Consider the following 18,176-nt stretch of genomic DNA (forward strand, 5'->3'; position numbering starts at 1 on the left):
CATGAGCATTCTTTTTTCTCCGGCACGCCGCGTCCTGCTGGGCCTGAGTCTGGCATTCTGGGGAGCGGCGCTCCCTCTTTACTGGCCCAATAACGGAGGAAGTGGCCTGTCGCTACCGCTGAATATTATCGCCTGGATCTATGCCGCGCTGGTGATGGGCGGCGTCTCCTGCGTGCTACGCCGACACCCCTGGCGCATCACCACGCCATTGCGCTTTATACTCGCGGGTACGTTCCTGCTGACGGTGCTGTGTTTGCTGACGGCGGCGATCTGGCGTGCAGAGGCCACACTTGTCGGCGGTGCGCTCATCGGTGGAGCCCTATTTTACCTGGTACTGCTGCAGATACCGCTCACGGGAAAAACGCTGACCGCCCTGCTCTCAATGCTATGGGGAGCCAACCTGATCCAGTGCCTGGTGTTTCTCATCCAGTACCTGCATCTGCCCCTCGCGCAGCTCTGGGAATTTCCGTTATGGCGAGAGACTCGTCCGTATGGCGTTTTCCAGCAGGTCAATCTGATGGCCAGCTTCACGGCCAGCGGCACGCTGATCTCCGCCATACTGGCCTTGCGAACCGGCTCCCGATACCGTATCGGTACCGGCATGGTACTGATGGGATTCGTGGTGCATGGGTGCCAATCGCAAACTGGATACCTGGCCCTGTTTATCGGCTGGCCCCTGCTGCTGCTGGTGTCTCCTGCACGCCAGCCGTTGCTCCGGTTATTGCTGCTGCTGTTACTGGGGGTCGCCGCAGGCGAAGCCGTACACCGCTTGCTGTCCGTCGCAACAATTGACCATCTGACGTCCGCCTCGACACGCTGGGAGATCCTGCGCTTTTCGTGGGCGTTGATTGCCCGTCATCCCTGGCTGGGCTCAGGGGTTGGCAGCTTTCCGTCTCTGTTCCTGACGCAGTATGGCCACACCGGGCTGAGCCGGATTTCGCACCCGCATAACGAGTTGATACTGTGGTGGGTGGAAGGAGGCATTGTCGGGCTACTCGGGGTTGCCTGTTTTATCGCCGGCGGCCTCTGGCTCTGGCTGACGGGTAATATCTGGCATCGCACCTGTTTACTGGCCGGGACGCCGGTCTTGATTCATATGCTAACGGAATACCCCGTTTGGCAATCAACGCCGCACTGGCTGCTACTGATCATCCTGATACGCTGTGCCGATCGCCCGGTTCAGGGAAAGCGGCTCACCGGGACCGCAACGGCGACGATCCGCATCGCAACACTAATCCTGACGCTGCTGCTCATCCCGCTTCTGCTAACCACGCTGCACACCCAACAGCGCCTGACCGCCCTTGAAAGACTTGGCGAACAGTATCGACTTCAGGCACCGGTCCCCCCTGACGCCTGGCTGCTTGCCACTCGCTACCGGTTCGATATCAACATGGGCTATCTGCAGCACTACCAGCAGACGAAAGACGAGCGCTGGCTCCTCGCGTTTCACCGCTGGGCAACCGACTACGTCCGCATTCATCCCGATCCGAATGTCTCTTTCACACGCATTCTGATTGCCCTGCATCAGCAAGATGTCACCACGGCCCGCCAGCTGGCGGCCCGCTTTTATCTTGAATACCCGCTTGACCGTCGGATCGCCTGGCTACAGGACAGACGACGCCCTTTCAATCAACGGAATGATTAACATGAGCAGACAGAGAGAAAACACCCTGACCCCACCGGCAGCGGAGCGCCATCATGAACTGGAGCAAATTTGCGGTATCCGGCTGGAAATGATCCACTTCTTCGCCGATGTTGAAACTAACGTCCGGGAAGTCTTAAGCCAGGTGAAGACGCACGATTCACTGGATGCGTTCTTTCGTCATCTCTCTGCTCAGGCGAAACAGCAGCTCTTTTTGTGGCAAGTCCGCCAGGTTACCCCTCTCTCAGGGCGATTCTCGATCAATCTATCTCTCAACATGATCATCCAGCCGACCTTTGTGCAGTCGCTGGTAACCCAGGCGGACCCGGCGCGCATTATCATTGAAATCCAAGATCCGGGGACCCTGCTGCACCTCGGCCACAGCGAACAACACAATGTGCTGACCTCCCTGCGCATACTCCGTCGGGCAGGGTTTAACGTCTGGCTGGATGATCTATATCCGCAGCAACTGCCCGCCTGGCAATCATCTGGGATGCGCTTTGATGCCGTAAAAATCTCGAATACGCTGTTCCACCAGTTCAGAGCCGAAGAGCACCAGCTGACGAGGCTGATCGCCCGCTATCGCCAGGTAGGCCGCCGTGTGGTGATTGAAGGGGTAGAGACCCGGCAAGATTATGCCCTCAGCCTCGAGAGCGGCGCCGATGCGGTACAAGGATTTTTACTTCGCGACACCATGCCGACGTCCCATCAACACGCGTGATGCATCGCGCACCACAACCAACATATTGCAAACGGGGCAGCAAGACGGGGATGCCGTGACGATAAAAAAACCCGCCGAATGGCGGGTTCGCGGTGCTGTCGACGACCAGCAATCAGTTGCCGCCGGCCTTCTTAATCGCCGCTTCCAGCGAGTCTTTATCTGCAAGCCCCGGGAAGACGGTAATAGTAGCTTCGGTCGCGCCGGTGGTCGGCATGACGATCACGCCTGGCGTGCCGCTCAGACCAATCTCCTGGGCCAGCGTGTTGGTGCTCTGCAGTACTGCGTCAACATCCGCCGCTTTTTTGGCGTCGAAATTCACTTTCTTCGCCTGCTGCTGGACATCTGCCGCCGTCAGCTTGCCTTCGTTATGCCCGGTAGCATAAATCCCGTTATGGTAGGTCAGGTAAGCTTCTGCCCCTTTCTGCTGATAAATTTGCAGGCCAGTCTTCGCGGCGGTCAGCGAGGTTTCCCAACGGCTGCCGAAAATAGGCCACTCTTTAAACGCAAAACGGGTCTGCGGATGCGCTTTGATCACCTGCTCCATCACCGGCGCCAGACGGCTGCAGTAGATGCACTGGTAGTCAAAGAACTCGATAACGGTGACCTTGCCATCCGCCGGACCATAGGTCGGGGTATTTTTATCCTGGGTCAGCGCAGCCTGGTTTTTCATTACCGCCTGGGTTGCCGCGCTCGCCTGCTGCTCTTGCTGAATTTGCTGCAGCTTCTGGCTGGCCTGTAACAGCACCTCCGGGTGCGCGACTAAATAATCCGCGGCAATTTTGCCAATGCGAGCTTCTTGCTCCGGCGTAAACGTTGCGGCGGGAGCCTCTGCGGCCGTTGCCAGAACCGGAAGTAACGTGACGCCAAGCAATGCGCCAGTCAGTATTTTTTTCATGCCAGCCATGAAGGTAATCCTTGCGATGAGTAAAACGGCAGGTGAGCCTAACGGGACAAGGTAGCACTCTTTGCCGGGGAATCATCGTGACACGATGCATTGATTAGTAACTTTGTTTTTCAATATGACACGATGGCGCATCAGGGGTACGCTTTGCCGTTGAGATCTTTTTTTAATGATATGAGTCAGGCATGAATGAGTTAGTTAATCAGTGGGATATCGTCGTCATTTTGCTGCAAATCATCGCTATCGATCTGCTGCTTGGCGGTGACAACGCGGTGGTGATTGCCATGGCGTGTCGTAAGCTGCCGCCGGAACTGCGGACCAAAGCCATTATTATTGGCACCGCCGGCGCCATCGTGGCGCGGGTTTTGCTGCTGGCCATCGCCCTCTACCTGCTCTCACTGCCGTGGCTGAAAATTGTTGGTGCCCTGCTGCTACTGTGGATCGGCATCAAGCTGGTTGCCAATCAGGAAGAGAATGAAGAGATCAGCAGCTCAGGCAGCCTGTGGCGGACCGCCGTCACCATAACCGTCGCCGATGTGATCATGTCGCTGGATAACGTGCTGGCCGTCGCCGCCGCCGGTAAAGGCCATCTGCTGCTGGTAGCGCTGGGCGTGCTGATCAGCATCCCGATTATCGTTGCCGGTAGCAAACTGGTGCTGGCTATCCTCAACCGCTTCCCGGTGGTTATCCTGCTGGGCGGCGCGCTGATCGGCTGGATTGCCGGGTCGATGTGGGTGACCGACCCGACCATCGTGCGCCTGTTCCCGCACGCGTCCGGCTCACTCTCGCTGATTGCCGGCGCCCTTGGCGCCGCGCTGGTGCTGCTGGAAGGGCTGCGCCGCAACTACCGGACCCGCCCGGCCAAATAACCGCCCTGCCCGCGACACACGCCGTCAACCCCGACGGCGTCAAGTTTCCCGCACATTCCTGCTCCGCGTGTCCTCATTTGCCCTAAGCTTAGAGGTGAAAGCTGTGACCACTGCATCAATCCAAATGAGATAACGCCATGGAATTAAAGGACTATTATACTATTCTAGGGGTTAAGCCAACGGACGATCTAAAAACCATCAAGACCGCCTACCGCCGTCTGGCACGCAAATATCACCCCGATGTCAGCAAAGAAACCGATGCCGAAGCGCAATTCAAAGACCTCGCCGAAGCCTGGGAAGTGCTCAAAGATGAACAGCGTCGCGCCGAGTATGACCAGCTCTGGCAGCACCGTAACGATCCGCAGTTTGGCCGTCAGCAGCAGACCCACGAGCAGAGCTACAGCCAGCAGGACTTTGACGATATCTTCTCATCGATGTTTGGCCAGCAGGCGCACCACGCCCGCCGCCAGCATGCCGCGCGCGGCCACGATCTGGAGATTGAAGTCGCGGTCTTCCTCGAAGAGACCCTCGCCGAGCAGACCCGCACCATCAGCTACTCCCTGCCGGTCTATAACGTCTTCGGGATGGTCGAGAGCGAAACCCCGAAAACGCTGAATGTGAAAATCCCCGCCGGGGTCAGCGACGGCCAGCGTATCCGCCTGAAAGGCCAGGGGACGCCGGGAGAAAACGGCGGGCCGAATGGCGATCTGTGGCTGGTTATCCATATCGCTCCGCATCCGCTGTTCGATATTGTCGGTCATAACCTGGAAATCGTCCTGCCGCTGGCGCCGTGGGAAGCCGCGCTGGGTGCGAAGGTCACCATCCCAACGCTCAAAGAGAGCATCCTGCTAACCATCCCGCCGGGCAGCCAGGCGGGGCAACGCTTGCGCATCAAAGGTAAAGGGCTGGCAAGCAAAACGACGACCGGCGATTTATATGCAGTGATAAAAATCGTCATGCCGCCGAAACCGAACGACAAAACCAGCGCGATCTGGCAACAGCTGGCCGATGCAGAGGCTGGCTTCGCGCCGCGTAAAGCATGGGAGAAAGCATAATGGCTAAGATGACGGTGACGTTCACCATAAGCGAAGTTTGTCTGCATACCGGCGTGTCTGAGGATGATCTGAGGGAGATCGTCGGCCTGGGCGTGATTGAGCCGCGCCAGCCGCAGGCTGAGGCCTGGCTGTTCGATGACAGCGCGGTGGTGATTGTCCATCGCGCGCTGCGCCTGCGCCGGGAGCTGGAGCTGGACTGGCCGGGCATCGCGGTAGCCTTAACGCTACTGGATGAAAACGCCCGCCTGACCCGCGAGAACCGGCTGCTGCAGCAACAGCTGGCCCGCTTTCTGACTCACGGTTAACCCCGCGCAACAGCAACGTCGGGCCAGACGGCCCGACGGTTCTTTAACGATTCCTTTAACGATGAATCCACTCCGGCAACCAGTCGCCGTGGCTGGCAATCAGATCGTCCACCAGAGCATAGATCTCCTCGATCCCCAGCACCGCCGCTGTGTGCGGATCCATCATTGTCGCATAATAGATATAGTCGCGATTTTCAGTGAGGATCGCCTCGGTCAGCAACGTCTGGACGTTAACGTTGGTCTGCATTAAAGCGGCCAGATGGGCCGGCAGTTTCCCGACTTTGGTGGGCTGAATGCCGTTAGCATCCACCAGGCAGGCCACCTCCACGCAGCAGCCCTGCGGCAGGTTATCGATTAACCCGTCGTTGCGAACGTTGCCGTAAACCACGCTCGGCTCGCCGGTCCAGATCGCGTTCATGATGGTGCTGGCATATTCACGAGACGGCTTAATCTCAATCCGCTCGCTGGATTTATACAGCTCCAGCTCTTTATGCCAGTTCGCCACCTGCTCTACGCAGCGTTTCGGGTACTCATCCAGCGGGACCTGGTAACGGGTAATCAGGTCTTCCCGTCCCGGCTTGATAAACCACGGCGTATATTCGGCGAAGTGCTCAGAGGACTCGGTGACGAAGTAGCCAAGCTTTTTGAACATCTCATAGCGCACAATATTCTGGCAGCGCGAGTTCTCGCGATGTTTCGGCGCCCGCCCGTCGGCGTAGGCCTGGAGCATCTCCGGGTACAGGTCAGTATAGCTGCCGTCCGCCAGCTTTTTCTCCAGCGACAGATAGAACGCCATATGGTTGATCCCCGCGCAACGATAGCGTAAATCCGCCGGGTCGAGGTCAAGGTCATGCGCCAGCTCTTCCGCCGTCCCCTGCACCGAATGGCACAATCCCACCTGCTTGATATGCGGGTAACGCGCGTACATCGCCCAGGAGTTCATCGCCATCGGATTGACGTAGTTCAGCATGGTGGCCTGCGGGCACACGTCGGTCATGTCGTCGCAAATCTGCCACAGATGCGGAATGGTGCGTAACGCCCGCATGATCCCCCCTGGCCCCAGGGTATCGGCGATCGTTTGCTCCAGGCCGTGCAGCTTACAGACTTCAAAATCGGTCACGGTACAGGGCTGATAGCCGCCAATCTGGAAGGCCACCACCACAAAATCCGCATCCTGCAGCGCGACCCGCTGGTCACGATGGCAGCTGATTTCACCATCGGCACCGACGGAATCCATCAGCTTGCGCACCACGATATGCGACTCTTCCAGCCGCGTCGTGTCGATATCCATCAACGCGATATGGGCCGATTTCAGCGCCGGGCGCTGAAAAACGTCACCAAGGATATTTTTAACAAAAACCGTTGAACCCGCGCCGATAAAGGTAATTTTTGGGGCAGACATAGAGCGTTCTCCATCATGTCATTGTGTCCATGTAGAGTGACATGCCCGCCGCTCGCCTCGCTGCCCCCTTCACCACGGAGCATTCCCGAAAACTCAGATCGCCGGTGGGCGCACACAAAATCTGAGTTTATGAGAATAATTTGGCGGAAAAGGAGAGAAAACGGGCCGTTTTCTCCGCTAAGATAGGCGCATGTCGGTGCAAAAAAACAGCAACTGTGACGATTCAGGAACCTATTTCTGCATGGAAAAACATCACGATCCGTACATGAGCAGCAGCGACGAGAAGGACACCCGCAGCCCGCTGGCGCTCTACTCCGAATACCAGCGGATGGATATTGAGCTGCGCCCGCCGCACGCCATGGCCACCAGCCACTGGCACGGTCAGGTTGAGGTCAACGTCCCCTTTGACGGCGATGTCGAATACCTCATCAACAACGAAGCGGTGCAAATCAAACAGGGCTATATCAGCCTGTTCTGGGCCTGTACGCCGCATCAGCTGACGCGCCCCGGCAATTGCCAGCAAATGGCGATCTTCAACCTGCCGATGCACCTGTTTTTGTCGTGGCCGCTCGACCGCGAGCTGATCAATAACGTCACTCACGGGATGGTCATCAAATCGCTCTCCGCCCAGCAGCTCAGCGCCTTTGAAGTGCAGCGCTGGCAGCAGGAGCTGAACAGCGACAACGAACAGATCCGCCAGTTGGCCATCGATGAAATTGCCCTGATGCTTAAGCGCTTTAGCCTCTCCGGCTGGCAGCCGATTCTGGTGAACAAAACCTCGCGCACCCACAAGCACAGCGTCTCGCGACATGCCCAGTTTTACGTCAGCCAGATGCTCGAGTTTATCGCCAGCCACTACGATCAGGCGCTGACCGTCGCCGACGTCGCCGAACATGTCAAACTCAACGCGAATTATGCGATGGGGATTTTTCAGCGGGTGATGCAGCAGACCATGAAGCAGTACATCACCGCGATGCGGATTAACCACGTCCGCGCCCTGCTCAGCGATACCGACAAAACGATTCTCGACATTGCGCTGATCGCCGGGTTTCGCTCCAGCAGCCGATTCTACAGCACCTTTACCCGCTACGTCGGCATGCCGCCGCAGCAGTACCGCAAACTCAGCCAGCAGCGGCGACAGGGCCTGTAAACCGGCAAAAAAAATGCCGCCGGGGAAGCCCACGGCGGCATGTTTAGCAGAGACAGCGCTTACTCGTTGATACGCGGATGCTGCTGTACCAGACGGGAACGTTTTTCCTGCAGTTCCGCGATTTCCTGGTCGAGATCTTCGATTTTGTGCTCAATATTATCGTGATGCTCGCGCAGGATCTCTTTCGCTTCCTGGATATCCGATGCGGCAGGCGTCGCCCCTTTCAGCGGGCGGTTTGCCGTCTCTTTCATCGTCAGGCCGGTCATCAGGCCGATAACCGCAATCACCATCAGATAGTACGCCGGCATCATCAGATTCTGCGAGGTTTCAACCAGCCAGGCCGCCAGCGTTGGCGTCAGACCCGCCACCAGCACCGAAATGTTAAAGGCACTCGCCAGGGCGCTAAAGCGGATATGGGTCGGGAACATCGCCGGCAGCGATGAGGCCATCACGCCGATGAAGCAGTTAAGCACCACCGCCAGCAGCAGCAGACCGGCGAAAATCAGGCTGATCACGTTACTGTTAATCATGATAAAGGCCGGAATTGACAACACGAACAGCGCGACGCTACCGATAAGAATAAACGGGCGGCGGCCAAAACGGTCGCTGAGCAGGCCGATAATCGGCTGGACGAACAGCATCCCGATCATGATGGCGATAATAATCAGCACCCCATGATCTTCCGAGTAATGCAGGTTATGCGACAGGTAGCTCGGCATGTAGGTGAGCAGCATGTAGTAGGTCACGTTGGTGGAAATCACCAGACCAATACAGGTCAGCAGGCTACGCCAGTGTTTGGTCGCAATCTCTTTGAACGAGACTTTTGGCCCTTCCTGCAATCCTTCACGGTCGCCCTGCTCCAGGGTTTCAACATGCTGCTGGAACGCCGGGGTCTCTTCCAGCGCATGGCGCAGATAGAGGCCAATCAGCCCTAACGGCAGCGCCAGGAAGAACGGCAAGCGCCAGCCCCACTCGAGGAAGCTCTCTTCACCCACGATGCTGGAGATCAGCACCACCACGCCGGCACCAAGCACAAACCCGGCTATCGAACCGAAGTCCAGCCAGCTGCCCATAAAGCCACGCTTACGGTCAGGTGAGTATTCGGCAACGAAGATCGACGCACCGGTGTACTCTCCGCCGACCGAAAAGCCCTGCGCCATTTTACACAGCAGCAGCAGAATCGGTGCCCAGATACCAATCGAGGCGTAGGATGGAATCAAGCCGATACAGAAGGTACTGATCGACATAATGACAATGGTGATAGCCAGTATTTTTTGTCGACCATATTTATCCCCCAGCATGCCGAAGAACAGGCCACCTAGCGGACGGATTAAGAACGGAACGGAGAATGTCCCAAGCGCGGCAATCATCTGCACGCTGGGGTCGGCACCGGGGAAGAAGACTTTACCTAAGGCATACGCCACAAAACCATACACACCAAAATCAAACCACTCCATCGCATTACCCAGCGATGCTGCGGTGATGGCTTTCTTAAGCTTACCATCGTCAATGATGGTGACATCACGCAACGTGATTGGCTTTATTTTTTTTCTTTTAAGCATATTTTTCCTCTAAAGCTTCGCCGTGAGCGCACAGATCACCGCCATACGGCAAAGCCGTGGCGTTGTGCGTTGGGAGCGGCGAGTTGCTGTGCTCCTCTTTTCAAGCGTAGCAGGTTTGCCTGCACTGTCTGCTGACAGTCCGTACAACCGAACCTGTTGACGCCTGCTCTATGGCATTTATCAATAAATAGCGTTAGTCATAAATTTGCTGAATTTACGAACTCTCCTTTTTTACCCTAACAGCGTTTAAATTTGGGATCAACTTCACGAAAAATTACAGACCGTATAGTTTAGTCGAGAAAAATTAATAGCTTCCATGAACATAACCGCAGAATGGTTTATTTCTGGATAAGCAGGGTGATAGCCAGCGCGCCATATTTCTGGCATAACTGCTGGTTAATTCGGCCATTTCCTTCGTGCTATTATCATAAAAAAAGGCCCGACAAAAGTACGTGAATAGGCTATAATCACCCTCACTTTCGGCTATCAGCCGCTGTTTAAAGGGCCAACGCCCTGTTTTCATCAGCCATCACGAGGAACGCCATGCAACTTCCACACTGCCCACAATGCCAATCTGAATACACCTATGAAGATAACGGCATGTTTATCTGCCCGGAATGCGCCCATGAATGGAACAATGCCGAGCCATCTGAAGATAATGACGCACTGGTGGTAAAAGATGCGAACGGCAATTTACTCGCCGATGGCGATAGCATCACCGTGATTAAAGATCTGAAGGTCAAAGGCAGCTCTTCGATGCTGAAAATTGGCACCAAAGTGAAGAATATCCGTCTGGTCGAAGGCGATCATAACATCGACTGCAAAATTGATGGTTTTGGCCCGATGAAGCTGAAATCAGAATTCGTGAAAAAGAATTAATCTTATTCCCTACCCCCAGCGGCGTTATTTCTCTGCGGCGGAAAAAGATGACGGATTAAATTAACGAATATCATAGTGCAGTACCGTCCACTTATTTCCGCTGTAACGCCGTGCCCACACCAGGATTTTACCGCCTGGCCTGAAGTGCTCATCTTCCTCTACGCTTAAAGGGTCTTTCGTTATCTGAGGTCATCACCATGCCCCTGAGTCCCTACCTCTCCTACAGTGGCAACTGCGCGGAGGCGATAGCGTTTTACCAACACGCGCTGGGCGCCGAGCTGGTCCACAAAATTACCTACGGCGAAATGCCGCAGAACAGTCAGGATGCCCAGGACGGCTGCCCTTCCGGCCTGCAAATCTCCCCGGATTGCATCGCCCATGCCAGCCTGCGCGTCGCGGGCAGCGAACTGATGCTCGGCGACAGCCCCGGCGAAGATAGCGGCCGTTATAACGGATTTAACCTGGTGCTCGACACCCAGGACCTGGCCGAAGGGAAGCGCTGGTTTGACAACCTCGCCGACGGCGGGCGGGTCGAAATGGCCTGGCAGGAAACGTTCTGGGCCCATGGTTTTGGCCGGGCCATCGATCGCTTTGGCGTGCCGTGGATGGTCAACGTCGTCAAACAATCCTAACCGCAGTCCACTTCGGGCGGGGTCTCCCGCCCTGTCACCCTGCTGGCATTCACTCTTCATCCATCGGTCATTATGCGTTAACCGAAATGTAACAAAAACGCGTCAGGATCGGGCCACTCTCAGAAGGAAATCCCTTCTTCTGCTCAGTGAGGCTCGATTGACATGCACTTATCCAGACATCCGACCAGTTATCCGACCCGGTATCAGGAAATAGCCGCCAAACTTGAGCAGGAGCTGCGTCACCACTATCGCTGCGGTGACTACCTGCCCGCCGAACAACAGCTGGCGACGCGCTTTGACGTCAACCGCCACACCCTGCGTCGGGCGATCGACCAGTTGGTAGAGCGCGGCTGGGTCCAGCGCCGCCAGGGCGTCGGGGTGCTGGTGCTGATGCGCCCTATCGATTACCCACTCAACGCCCAGGCCCGCTTTAGCCAGAACCTGCTCGAACAGGGCAGCCACCCGACCAGCGAAAAGCTGCTGTCGGTGCTGCGCCCGGCCAGCAGCCACGTCGCCGAGGCCTTTGGCATTCACGAAGGGGATAACGTCATCCACCTGCGCACCCTGCGCCGCGTCAACGGTGTCGCGCTGTGCCTGATCGATCACTACTTCGCCGACCTGCGCTTCTGGTCCGCGCTGCAAACCTTTACCCAGGGTTCGCTGCACGATTTCCTGCACCAGCAGTTGGATGTCGAACTGACCCGCACGCGAACCAAAATCAGCGCCCGCCGCGCCCAGGCCAAAGAGAGCAACATTCTCGGGATCCCCAACATGGCGCCGCTGCTGTGCGTAAGAACTCTCAACCACCGGGCCGGCGAGCAGCAGGCCACGGAGTACTCCGTCAGCCTGACCCGGGCGGACATGATTGAATTCACCATGGAGCACTGAATGCACTTTGATACCGCCACCCGCCAGCGCTGGATGTCCGTGCTGGCCCACAGTGAACCACAAGAACTTGAAGCGCGGATGCAGACCCTCAAGCTGGCGCCGTCATATGAGCTGATTCGCACGCCGGAAACCGGCCTGGTTCAGCTGCAGGCCCGCATGGGCGGGATCGGCGACCGCTTTTTCGCCGGCGATGCCACCTTAACCCGCGCGGCGGTTCGCCTGACCGACGGCACCATCGGCTACAGCTGGATCCTGGGGCGCGATCGTCCCCACGCCGAGCGCTGCGCAACCGTCGACGCGCTGATGCAATCGCCCCACCATTTTCACACCCTGATGGAAACCCTGATTACCCCGCTGGAAGCACAACGAAGCGCGCGCATTGAAGCCCGACGCGCCGAAGTCAACGCCAGCCGGGTCGACTTCTTTACTCTGGTTCGCGGAGATAACGCATGACCTTACAAACCGCTTTTACCCTACCGGTGCAGGATGCCCAACACAGTTTTCGTCGTCTGCTGAAAGCCATGAGCGAGCCTGGCGTGATTGTCGCCCTGCAGCAGCTCCAGCACGGCTGGCAGCCCCTGAGCATCGCCTCAACCAGCCTGCTGCTGACCCTGGCGGACCATGACACGCCGGTGTGGTTCTCGTCGGCGCTGCATAACGACCTGGTCGGCCAGAATTTGCGTTTTCATACCGGCGCTCCGCTGGTGGAGCTGCCGCAGCAGGCGGTGTTTGCCGTCACCGACGATCGCATCAGCAGCGAGCAGCTTAACGTCCTCTCCGCCGGCACCGTTGCCGCCCCGGAGACCGGCGTCACCCTGATCGTCCAGCTTGCCAGTCTCAGCGGCGGGCGCATGCTGCGCCTCACCGGCGCCGGTATCGCCGAAGAGCGAATGATCGCCCCGCAGCTGCCGGACTGCATTATTGATGAACTGACTGAACGCCCGCACCCGTTCCCGCTCGGTATTGACCTGATCCTGACCTGCGGTGAGCGGCTGCTGGCGATCCCTCGCACCACCCACGTGGAGGTTTGCTAATGTATGTTGCCGTCAAAGGCGGGGAAAAGGCGATCGTCGCCGCTCACGCCTTACAGGAACATAAACGCCGGGGCGATGGCGGGCTTACGGAACTGAGCGTTGAGCAGATTGCCCAGCAGTTTCACCTGGCCGTCGACCGCGTGATGACCGAAGGCGGCATCGCCGATCGCGAACTGGCGGCGCTGGCGCTGAAGCAAGCCAGCGGCGACAACGTCGAGGCGATTTTTTTACTGCGCGCCTGGCGCACCACCGTGCCCCGACTGGCGGTCAGTGAACCGGTCGACACCGCCAGCATGCGCCTGGAGCGGCGTATTTCGGCGGTTTATAAAGACATTCCCGGCGGCCAGATGCTCGGCCCTACCTACGATTACACCCACCGCCTGCTGGATTTCACGCTGCTGGCACAGGGTGAAACGCCGCCGCTACGCACCGCCGCGTCGCCGCAGGAATCCACGCCGCATGTGTTCAACCTGCTGGTGCAGGAGGGGCTGGCGAAAGCAGAGCAGGATAGCCACACCCCGCCGGACGATATTACCCGCAACCCACCGGTCTACCCGGGCTCCCGTTCATCACGCCTGCAGCAGCTGGTACGCGCCGATGAGGGTTATCTGCTGGCGCTGGCCTATTCCACCCAGCGTGGCTATGGCCGCAACCACCCCTTTGCCGGCGAGATCCGCAGCGGCTACGTCAGCGTGGAGATCGTGCCGGAAGAGCTGGGTTTTGCCATCAGCATCGGCGAATTGCTGATGACCGAGTGTGAAATGGTCAACGGCTTTGTCGCCCCTGAGCAGGAGCCACCGCACTTTACCCGCGGCTACGGCCTGACCTTCGGCATGAGCGAACGTAAAGCGATGGCGATGGCGCTGGTGGACCGCGCGCTGCAGGCACCGGACTACGGCGAGGAGATTGCCGGCCCGGCGCAGGATGAAGAGTTTGTCCTCGCCCATGCGGATAACGTCGAGGCGGCCGGTTTTGTCTCGCACCTCAAGCTGCCTCACTATGTCGATTTCCAGGCCGAACTGGCGCTGCTGAAACGCCTGCAACGGGAGAATGAACGTGGCTAATTCCCTCACTGGCTACAACTTTGCTTATCTTGATGAGCAGACCAAGCGCATGATCCGCCGGGCGATTCTCAAAGCGGTGGCGATCCCTGGTTACCAGGTCCCGTTCGGCGGTCGCGAAATGCCGATGCCCTACGGCTGGGGAACCGGCGGGATCCAGCTGACCGCCAGCGTTATCGGCGAGCATGACGTCCTGAAGGTGATCGATCAGGGCGCCGACGACACCACCAACGCGGTGTCGATTCGCCAGTTCTTTCAGCGCGTCACCGGCGTTGCCACCACCGAGGCGACCTGCGATGCCACGCTGATCCAGACCCGCCACCGGATCCCAGAGACGCCGCTGACCGAAGATCAGATCCTGATCTTCCAGGTGCCGATCCCCGAGCCGCTGCGCTTTATAGAGCCGCGCGAAACCGAAACCCGCACCATGCACGCGCTGGAAGAGTACGGCGTGATGCAGGTGAAGCTGTATGAAGATATTGCCCGTTTTGGCCACATCGCCACCACCTATGCCTACCCGGTCAAGGTGAACGGCCGCTATGTGATGGACCCCTCGCCCATTCCAAAATTCGATAACCCGAAGATGCACATGATGCCCGCGCTGCAGCTGTTTGGCGCCGGACGTGAAAAACGTATCTACGCGGTGCCGCCGTATACCCCGGTGGAAAGTCTCGATTTCGACGACCACCCGTTTACCGTGCAGGAGTGGGATGAGCCCTGCGCCATCTGCGGTTCCCGCCACAGCTATCTTGATGAAGTGGTGCTGGATGACAGCGGCAAACGGATGTTTGTCTGCTCCGATACCGACTATTGTCGCCAACAGAGCGAGGCGCTGAACAAATGAGCCATCCGTTACTCGCGGTCAATCAACTGACCCATCTCTATGCGCCAGGCAAGGGCTTCAGCGACGTCTCTTTTGAGCTATGGCCCGGCGAAGTGCTGGGCATCGTCGGCGAATCCGGCTCAGGGAAAACCACCCTGCTGAAAGCCATCTCCGCGCGTCTGGCGCCGCAGCAGGGCGAAGTGCACTACGACAACCGCTCGCTGTATGGCATGAGCGAAGCGGAACGTCGGCATCTGCTGCGCACCGAGTGGGGCGTGGTGCATCAGCATCCGATGGATGGCCTGCGCCGTCAGGTGTCGGCAGGAGGCAACATCGGCGAGCGTCTGATGGCGACCGGCGCGCGCCACTACGGCAGTATTCGCGCCACCGCCGAACAGTGGCTGAATGATGTGGAAATTCCGCCGTCGCGCATCGATGACCTGCCCACCACGTTTTCCGGCGGGATGCAGCAGCGCCTGCAAATTGCCCGCAACCTCGTCTCCCAACCAAAGCTGGTGTTTATGGATGAGCCAACCGGGGGTCTGGATGTGTCAGTACAGGCACGTCTGCTCGACCTGCTGCGCGGTCTGGTGGTGGAGCTGAACCTGGCGGTGGTGATTGTCACCCACGATCTGGGCGTCGCGCGCCTGCTGGCCAACCGGCTGCTGGTCATGAAGCAGGGTCAGGTGGTGGAAAGTGGGCTAACCGATCGGGTGCTGGACGACCCGCATCACCCCTATACCCAGCTGCTGGTGTCATCAGTGTTGCAGAACTAACCCCCCGGCGTCACGCCGCCGGGAAGGCACAAATGCAAAAGAGGCAAAAAATGAACGCGATCCGCGTCGAAAACGTACACAAAACCTTTGTTCTGCATCAGCAGCATGGTATTCGTCTGCCGGTCCTTGCCGACGCCTCTTTAACCGTCGACGCCGGAGAATGCGTGGTGCTGCACGGGCATTCCGGTAGCGGAAAATCCACCCTGCTGCGTTCGCTCTATGCCAATTACCTCCCGGATACCGGCCATATCCACATCCGCCACGGCGACGAATGGGTAGATCTGGTCAGCGCCTCGCCGCGTAAGGTGCTGGAAGTCCGCAAGCGCACCATCGGCTGGGTCAGCCAGTTTCTACGGGTGATCCCGCGCATTTCGGCCCTCGACGTGGTAATGCAGCCCCTGCTCGACCTCGGCGTTGCGCGCGATACCGGCGCCTCCCGGGCTGCCAGCCTGCTGACGCGCCTGAACGTCCCGGAACATCTGTGGCATCTGGCGCCGTCGACCTTTTCCGGCGGTGAACAGCAGCGCGTCAACATCGCCCGTGGTTTCGCGGTGGATTACCCGATTTTGCTCCTCGATGAACCCACCGCCTCGCTGGACGCCAAAAACAGCGCCGCGGTGGTGGCGTTAATTCACGAAGCCAAAGCGCGCGGCGCGGCTATCGTCGGCATTTTCCATGATGAAACGGTGCGCAACCAGGTCGCTGACCGGCTGCATCCGATGGGAATCACAGCATGATTATCAACAATGTAAAACTGGTGCTCGAAGACGAGGTAGTGCACGGTTCTCTGGAGGTTCAGGACGGCACAATTTACGCCTTCGCAGAGGGCCAAAGCCAGCTGCCACAAGCGCTCGACGGCGAAGGCGGCTGGCTGCTGCCCGGCCTGATTGAACTGCATACCGATAATCTGGATAAATTCTTCACCCCGCGACCGAAGGTCGACTGGCCGGCCCACTCGGCAATGAGCAGCCACGATGCGCTGATGGTCGCCAGCGGGATCACCACCGTGCTGGACGCGGTGGCCATCGGCGACGTGCGTGACGGCGGCGATCGGCTGGAAAATCTGGAAAAGATGATCAACGCCATCGAAGAGACGCAGAAGCGCGGTATCAACCGCGCCGAGCACCGTCTGCATCTGCGCTGCGAGCTGCCGCACCACACCACCCTGCCGTTGTTTGAGAAACTGGTGGGCCGCGAGCCGGTGAGCATGGTCTCGCTGATGGATCACTCGCCGGGACAGCGCCAGTACGCCGACCGCAGCAAGTACCGTGACTACTATCAGGGCAAATATCATCTGACCAACGAAGAGATGGACCGCTTCGAAGAGGAGCAGATGGCGCTGGCGGCAACCTGGTCACAGCCGAACCGTCAGACCATCGCCGCGATCTGCCGCGAGCGTAACATCGCCCTCGCGAGCCACGATGATGCCACCCCGGAACATGTGCTGGAATCGCATCAACTTGGCAGCGTGATTGCCGAATTTCCCACTACTTTAGCCGCCGCTGCCGCATCGCGTCATCACGGCATGAACGTGCTGATGGGCGCCCCCAATATCGTGCGCGGCGGTTCGCACTCGGGCAACGTCGCCGCCCACGCCCTGGCGGCCGACAACCTGCTCGATATTCTGTCGTCGGACTACTACCCCGCCAGCCTGCTGGATGCAGCATTCCGCATCGCCGATGACGAGCGCAACAGCTTCACCCTGCCGCAGGCCATCCGGCTGGTCAGCACCAACCCTGCCAGGGCCCTGGGGCTACGCGACCGCGGCGTGATTGCGGAAGGCAAACGGGCCGACATGGTGCTGGCGCACCGGCGCGGCGATCACGTCCATATTGACCATGTCTGGCGTCAAGGAAAGAGGGTCTTCTGATGACGGGAAAATTGATCTGGCTGATGGGAGCCTCTGGCTCCGGAAAAGACAGTCTGCTGGCCGCGTTACGCCAGCGCGAACATCCTCAGCTGCTGGTAGCGCACCGCTATATCACGCGTCCGTTCAACGCCGGCAGTGAAAACCATATTGCCCTCAGCAAGTCGGAGTTTTTTAACCGCGCCGAGCGCCAGCTTTTTGCCCTCAGCTGGCATGCCAACAACAATTATTACGGGGTCGGTATCGAGATAGATCTGTGGCTGCACGCTGGTTTTGACGTGGTGGCGAACGGCTCCCGCGCGCATCTGCCACAGGCGCGAGCGCGCTACGCCGACGCCCTGCTGCCCATTTGTCTGCAGGTCACCCCAGAGGTGCTGCGCCAGCGTCTGGAGCAGCGCGGACGGGAGAGCGAGAGCGACATCGCCCAACGCCTGGAACGCGCATCACGCTATACCCCCACCGACTGCCTGACCCTCAACAACAACGGCAGCCTGGGGCAATCGGTCGAGCAGTTCTTCACGCTGTTGCGTCGCCAGTATGCCCAACAAGAGGATCAGTATGCCTGCCAGTGAACTCCGCGAAGGGTATACCCACAGCCACCTGCGTTTT

At 58.5% G+C, this 18,176-nt stretch carries 20 protein-coding genes; 17 read left to right on the top strand and 3 right to left on the bottom strand.

Features of this window, described 5'->3' with window-relative positions:
- Position 1: 1 nt before the first annotated feature.
- The gene (locus ACMYSN_RS12970) at positions 2-1,645 is read left to right on the top strand and encodes a PglL family O-oligosaccharyltransferase (protein WP_462495127.1); all 1,644 of its coding nucleotides are present in this window, start codon (positions 2-4) and stop codon (positions 1,643-1,645) included.
- A gap of 1 nt (position 1,646) precedes the next feature.
- Positions 1,647-2,363, top strand: a complete 717-nt coding sequence (locus ACMYSN_RS12975) for an EAL domain-containing protein (RefSeq protein ID WP_462495128.1) — start codon at positions 1,647-1,649, stop codon at positions 2,361-2,363.
- Positions 2,364-2,475: 112 nt separating this feature from the next.
- Here ACMYSN_RS12975 and ACMYSN_RS12980 read toward each other — a convergent pair whose 3' ends face one another.
- Entirely contained in the window at positions 2,476-3,267 is a 792-nt protein-coding gene (locus ACMYSN_RS12980) for a DsbA family protein (protein WP_123757806.1), read from the bottom strand.
- 182 nt (positions 3,268-3,449) lie between these two features.
- Between ACMYSN_RS12980 and ACMYSN_RS12985 the strand changes: the two genes are divergently transcribed.
- From ACMYSN_RS12985 to cbpM, 3 genes are all read left to right on the top strand, one after another.
- Positions 3,450-4,133: a TerC family protein gene (locus tag ACMYSN_RS12985; RefSeq protein WP_462495129.1), complete on the top strand. Its 684-nt coding sequence runs from the start codon at positions 3,450-3,452 to the stop codon at positions 4,131-4,133.
- A 137-nt stretch (positions 4,134-4,270) separates the two neighbouring features.
- A complete protein-coding gene (gene cbpA, locus ACMYSN_RS12990; protein ID WP_462495130.1) occupies positions 4,271-5,188 on the top strand; it encodes a curved DNA-binding protein in 918 nt (305 codons plus the stop codon).
- Complete coding sequence (gene cbpM / locus ACMYSN_RS12995; protein WP_174509922.1) at positions 5,188-5,493, top strand: chaperone modulator CbpM; 306 nt, start codon at positions 5,188-5,190, stop codon at positions 5,491-5,493. Before cbpA ends, cbpM begins: the two co-directional genes overlap by 1 nt.
- A gap of 55 nt (positions 5,494-5,548) precedes the next feature.
- Here the strand turns inward: cbpM and melA are convergent, their stop codons facing one another.
- Positions 5,549-6,895, bottom strand: a complete 1,347-nt coding sequence (melA, locus tag ACMYSN_RS13000; protein ID WP_462495131.1) for an alpha-glucosidase/alpha-galactosidase — start codon at positions 6,893-6,895, stop codon at positions 5,549-5,551.
- 241 nt (positions 6,896-7,136) lie between these two features.
- Between melA and melR the strand changes: the two genes are divergently transcribed.
- The gene (melR, locus tag ACMYSN_RS13005; RefSeq protein WP_462495132.1) at positions 7,137-8,045 is read left to right on the top strand and encodes a transcriptional regulator MelR; all 909 of its coding nucleotides are present in this window, start codon (positions 7,137-7,139) and stop codon (positions 8,043-8,045) included.
- A gap of 59 nt (positions 8,046-8,104) precedes the next feature.
- On the opposite strand, the gene proP is transcribed toward melR, so the two are convergent.
- On the bottom strand, positions 8,105-9,607 hold the full coding sequence (gene proP / locus ACMYSN_RS13010) for a proline/betaine transporter (RefSeq protein ID WP_462495133.1): 1,503 nt from the start codon (positions 9,605-9,607) through the stop codon (positions 8,105-8,107).
- A gap of 543 nt (positions 9,608-10,150) precedes the next feature.
- Here proP and ACMYSN_RS13015 point away from each other — a divergent pair.
- The 11 genes from ACMYSN_RS13015 to phnN all read left to right on the top strand — a co-directional run bounded on the left by ACMYSN_RS13015 (position 10,151) and on the right by phnN (position 18,139).
- Positions 10,151-10,486: a zinc ribbon domain-containing protein YjdM gene (locus ACMYSN_RS13015; protein WP_123757800.1), complete on the top strand. Its 336-nt coding sequence runs from the start codon at positions 10,151-10,153 to the stop codon at positions 10,484-10,486.
- 197 nt (positions 10,487-10,683) lie between these two features.
- Positions 10,684-11,118 carry a VOC family protein gene (gene yjdN, locus ACMYSN_RS13020; protein ID WP_462495134.1) on the top strand — a complete coding sequence of 145 codons (435 nt, stop codon included), beginning with the start codon at positions 10,684-10,686 and terminating at the stop codon, positions 11,116-11,118.
- A gap of 162 nt (positions 11,119-11,280) precedes the next feature.
- Positions 11,281-12,006: a phosphonate metabolism transcriptional regulator PhnF gene (phnF, locus tag ACMYSN_RS13025; protein ID WP_462495135.1), complete on the top strand. Its 726-nt coding sequence runs from the start codon at positions 11,281-11,283 to the stop codon at positions 12,004-12,006.
- The gene (gene phnG / locus ACMYSN_RS13030; protein ID WP_174509926.1) at positions 12,007-12,459 is read left to right on the top strand and encodes a phosphonate C-P lyase system protein PhnG; all 453 of its coding nucleotides are present in this window, start codon (positions 12,007-12,009) and stop codon (positions 12,457-12,459) included. It begins immediately after the preceding gene.
- A complete protein-coding gene (gene phnH, locus ACMYSN_RS13035) occupies positions 12,456-13,040 on the top strand; it encodes a phosphonate C-P lyase system protein PhnH (RefSeq protein WP_123757796.1) in 585 nt (194 codons plus the stop codon). The genes phnG and phnH overlap by 4 nt, the downstream gene beginning before the upstream one ends.
- Entirely contained in the window at positions 13,040-14,104 is a 1,065-nt protein-coding gene (locus ACMYSN_RS13040) for a carbon-phosphorus lyase complex subunit (protein WP_462495136.1), read from the top strand. The genes phnH and ACMYSN_RS13040 overlap by 1 nt, the downstream gene beginning before the upstream one ends.
- Positions 14,097-14,945, top strand: a complete 849-nt coding sequence (locus ACMYSN_RS13045; protein WP_123757976.1) for an alpha-D-ribose 1-methylphosphonate 5-phosphate C-P-lyase PhnJ — start codon at positions 14,097-14,099, stop codon at positions 14,943-14,945. The genes ACMYSN_RS13040 and ACMYSN_RS13045 overlap by 8 nt, the downstream gene beginning before the upstream one ends.
- The gene (gene phnK, locus ACMYSN_RS13050; RefSeq protein WP_462495137.1) at positions 14,942-15,700 is read left to right on the top strand and encodes a phosphonate C-P lyase system protein PhnK; all 759 of its coding nucleotides are present in this window, start codon (positions 14,942-14,944) and stop codon (positions 15,698-15,700) included. Before ACMYSN_RS13045 ends, phnK begins: the two co-directional genes overlap by 4 nt.
- 50 nt (positions 15,701-15,750) lie before the next feature.
- Entirely contained in the window at positions 15,751-16,437 is a 687-nt protein-coding gene (phnL, locus tag ACMYSN_RS13055; protein ID WP_462498254.1) for a phosphonate C-P lyase system protein PhnL, read from the top strand.
- Complete coding sequence (phnM, locus tag ACMYSN_RS13060; RefSeq protein ID WP_462495138.1) at positions 16,434-17,570, top strand: alpha-D-ribose 1-methylphosphonate 5-triphosphate diphosphatase; 1,137 nt, start codon at positions 16,434-16,436, stop codon at positions 17,568-17,570. Before phnL ends, phnM begins: the two co-directional genes overlap by 4 nt.
- Positions 17,570-18,139 carry a ribose 1,5-bisphosphokinase gene (gene phnN, locus ACMYSN_RS13065; protein WP_462495139.1) on the top strand — a complete coding sequence of 190 codons (570 nt, stop codon included), beginning with the start codon at positions 17,570-17,572 and terminating at the stop codon, positions 18,137-18,139. Before phnM ends, phnN begins: the two co-directional genes overlap by 1 nt.
- The last annotated feature ends 37 nt before the right edge of the window (positions 18,140-18,176 follow it).

This window comes from Klebsiella sp. R445 (assembly GCF_051131755.1).
GTDB lineage: Bacteria > Pseudomonadota > Gammaproteobacteria > Enterobacterales > Enterobacteriaceae > Klebsiella > Klebsiella lignicola.

Coding starts and splice junctions, on each gene's coding strand:
- melA (WP_462495131.1), bottom strand. CDS start 6,895: ATGTCTGCCCCAAAAATTACCTTTATCGGCGCGGGTTCAACGGTTTTT.
- phnM (WP_462495138.1), top strand. CDS start 16,434: ATGATTATCAACAATGTAAAACTGGTGCTCGAAGACGAGGTAGTGCAC.
- ACMYSN_RS12980 (WP_123757806.1), bottom strand. CDS start 3,267: ATGGCTGGCATGAAAAAAATACTGACTGGCGCATTGCTTGGCGTCACG.
- phnL (WP_462498254.1), top strand. CDS start 15,751: ATGAACGCGATCCGCGTCGAAAACGTACACAAAACCTTTGTTCTGCAT.
- phnH (WP_123757796.1), top strand. CDS start 12,456: ATGACCTTACAAACCGCTTTTACCCTACCGGTGCAGGATGCCCAACAC.
- ACMYSN_RS13015 (WP_123757800.1), top strand. CDS start 10,151: ATGCAACTTCCACACTGCCCACAATGCCAATCTGAATACACCTATGAA.
- ACMYSN_RS13040 (WP_462495136.1), top strand. CDS start 13,040: ATGTATGTTGCCGTCAAAGGCGGGGAAAAGGCGATCGTCGCCGCTCAC.
- phnN (WP_462495139.1), top strand. CDS start 17,570: ATGACGGGAAAATTGATCTGGCTGATGGGAGCCTCTGGCTCCGGAAAA.
- ACMYSN_RS12985 (WP_462495129.1), top strand. CDS start 3,450: ATGAATGAGTTAGTTAATCAGTGGGATATCGTCGTCATTTTGCTGCAA.
- cbpM (WP_174509922.1), top strand. CDS start 5,188: ATGGCTAAGATGACGGTGACGTTCACCATAAGCGAAGTTTGTCTGCAT.
- melR (WP_462495132.1), top strand. CDS start 7,137: ATGGAAAAACATCACGATCCGTACATGAGCAGCAGCGACGAGAAGGAC.
- cbpA (WP_462495130.1), top strand. CDS start 4,271: ATGGAATTAAAGGACTATTATACTATTCTAGGGGTTAAGCCAACGGAC.
- phnG (WP_174509926.1), top strand. CDS start 12,007: ATGCACTTTGATACCGCCACCCGCCAGCGCTGGATGTCCGTGCTGGCC.
- proP (WP_462495133.1), bottom strand. CDS start 9,607: ATGCTTAAAAGAAAAAAAATAAAGCCAATCACGTTGCGTGATGTCACC.
- phnF (WP_462495135.1), top strand. CDS start 11,281: ATGCACTTATCCAGACATCCGACCAGTTATCCGACCCGGTATCAGGAA.
- yjdN (WP_462495134.1), top strand. CDS start 10,684: ATGCCCCTGAGTCCCTACCTCTCCTACAGTGGCAACTGCGCGGAGGCG.
- ACMYSN_RS12970 (WP_462495127.1), top strand. CDS start 2: ATGAGCATTCTTTTTTCTCCGGCACGCCGCGTCCTGCTGGGCCTGAGT.
- phnK (WP_462495137.1), top strand. CDS start 14,942: ATGAGCCATCCGTTACTCGCGGTCAATCAACTGACCCATCTCTATGCG.
- ACMYSN_RS12975 (WP_462495128.1), top strand. CDS start 1,647: ATGAGCAGACAGAGAGAAAACACCCTGACCCCACCGGCAGCGGAGCGC.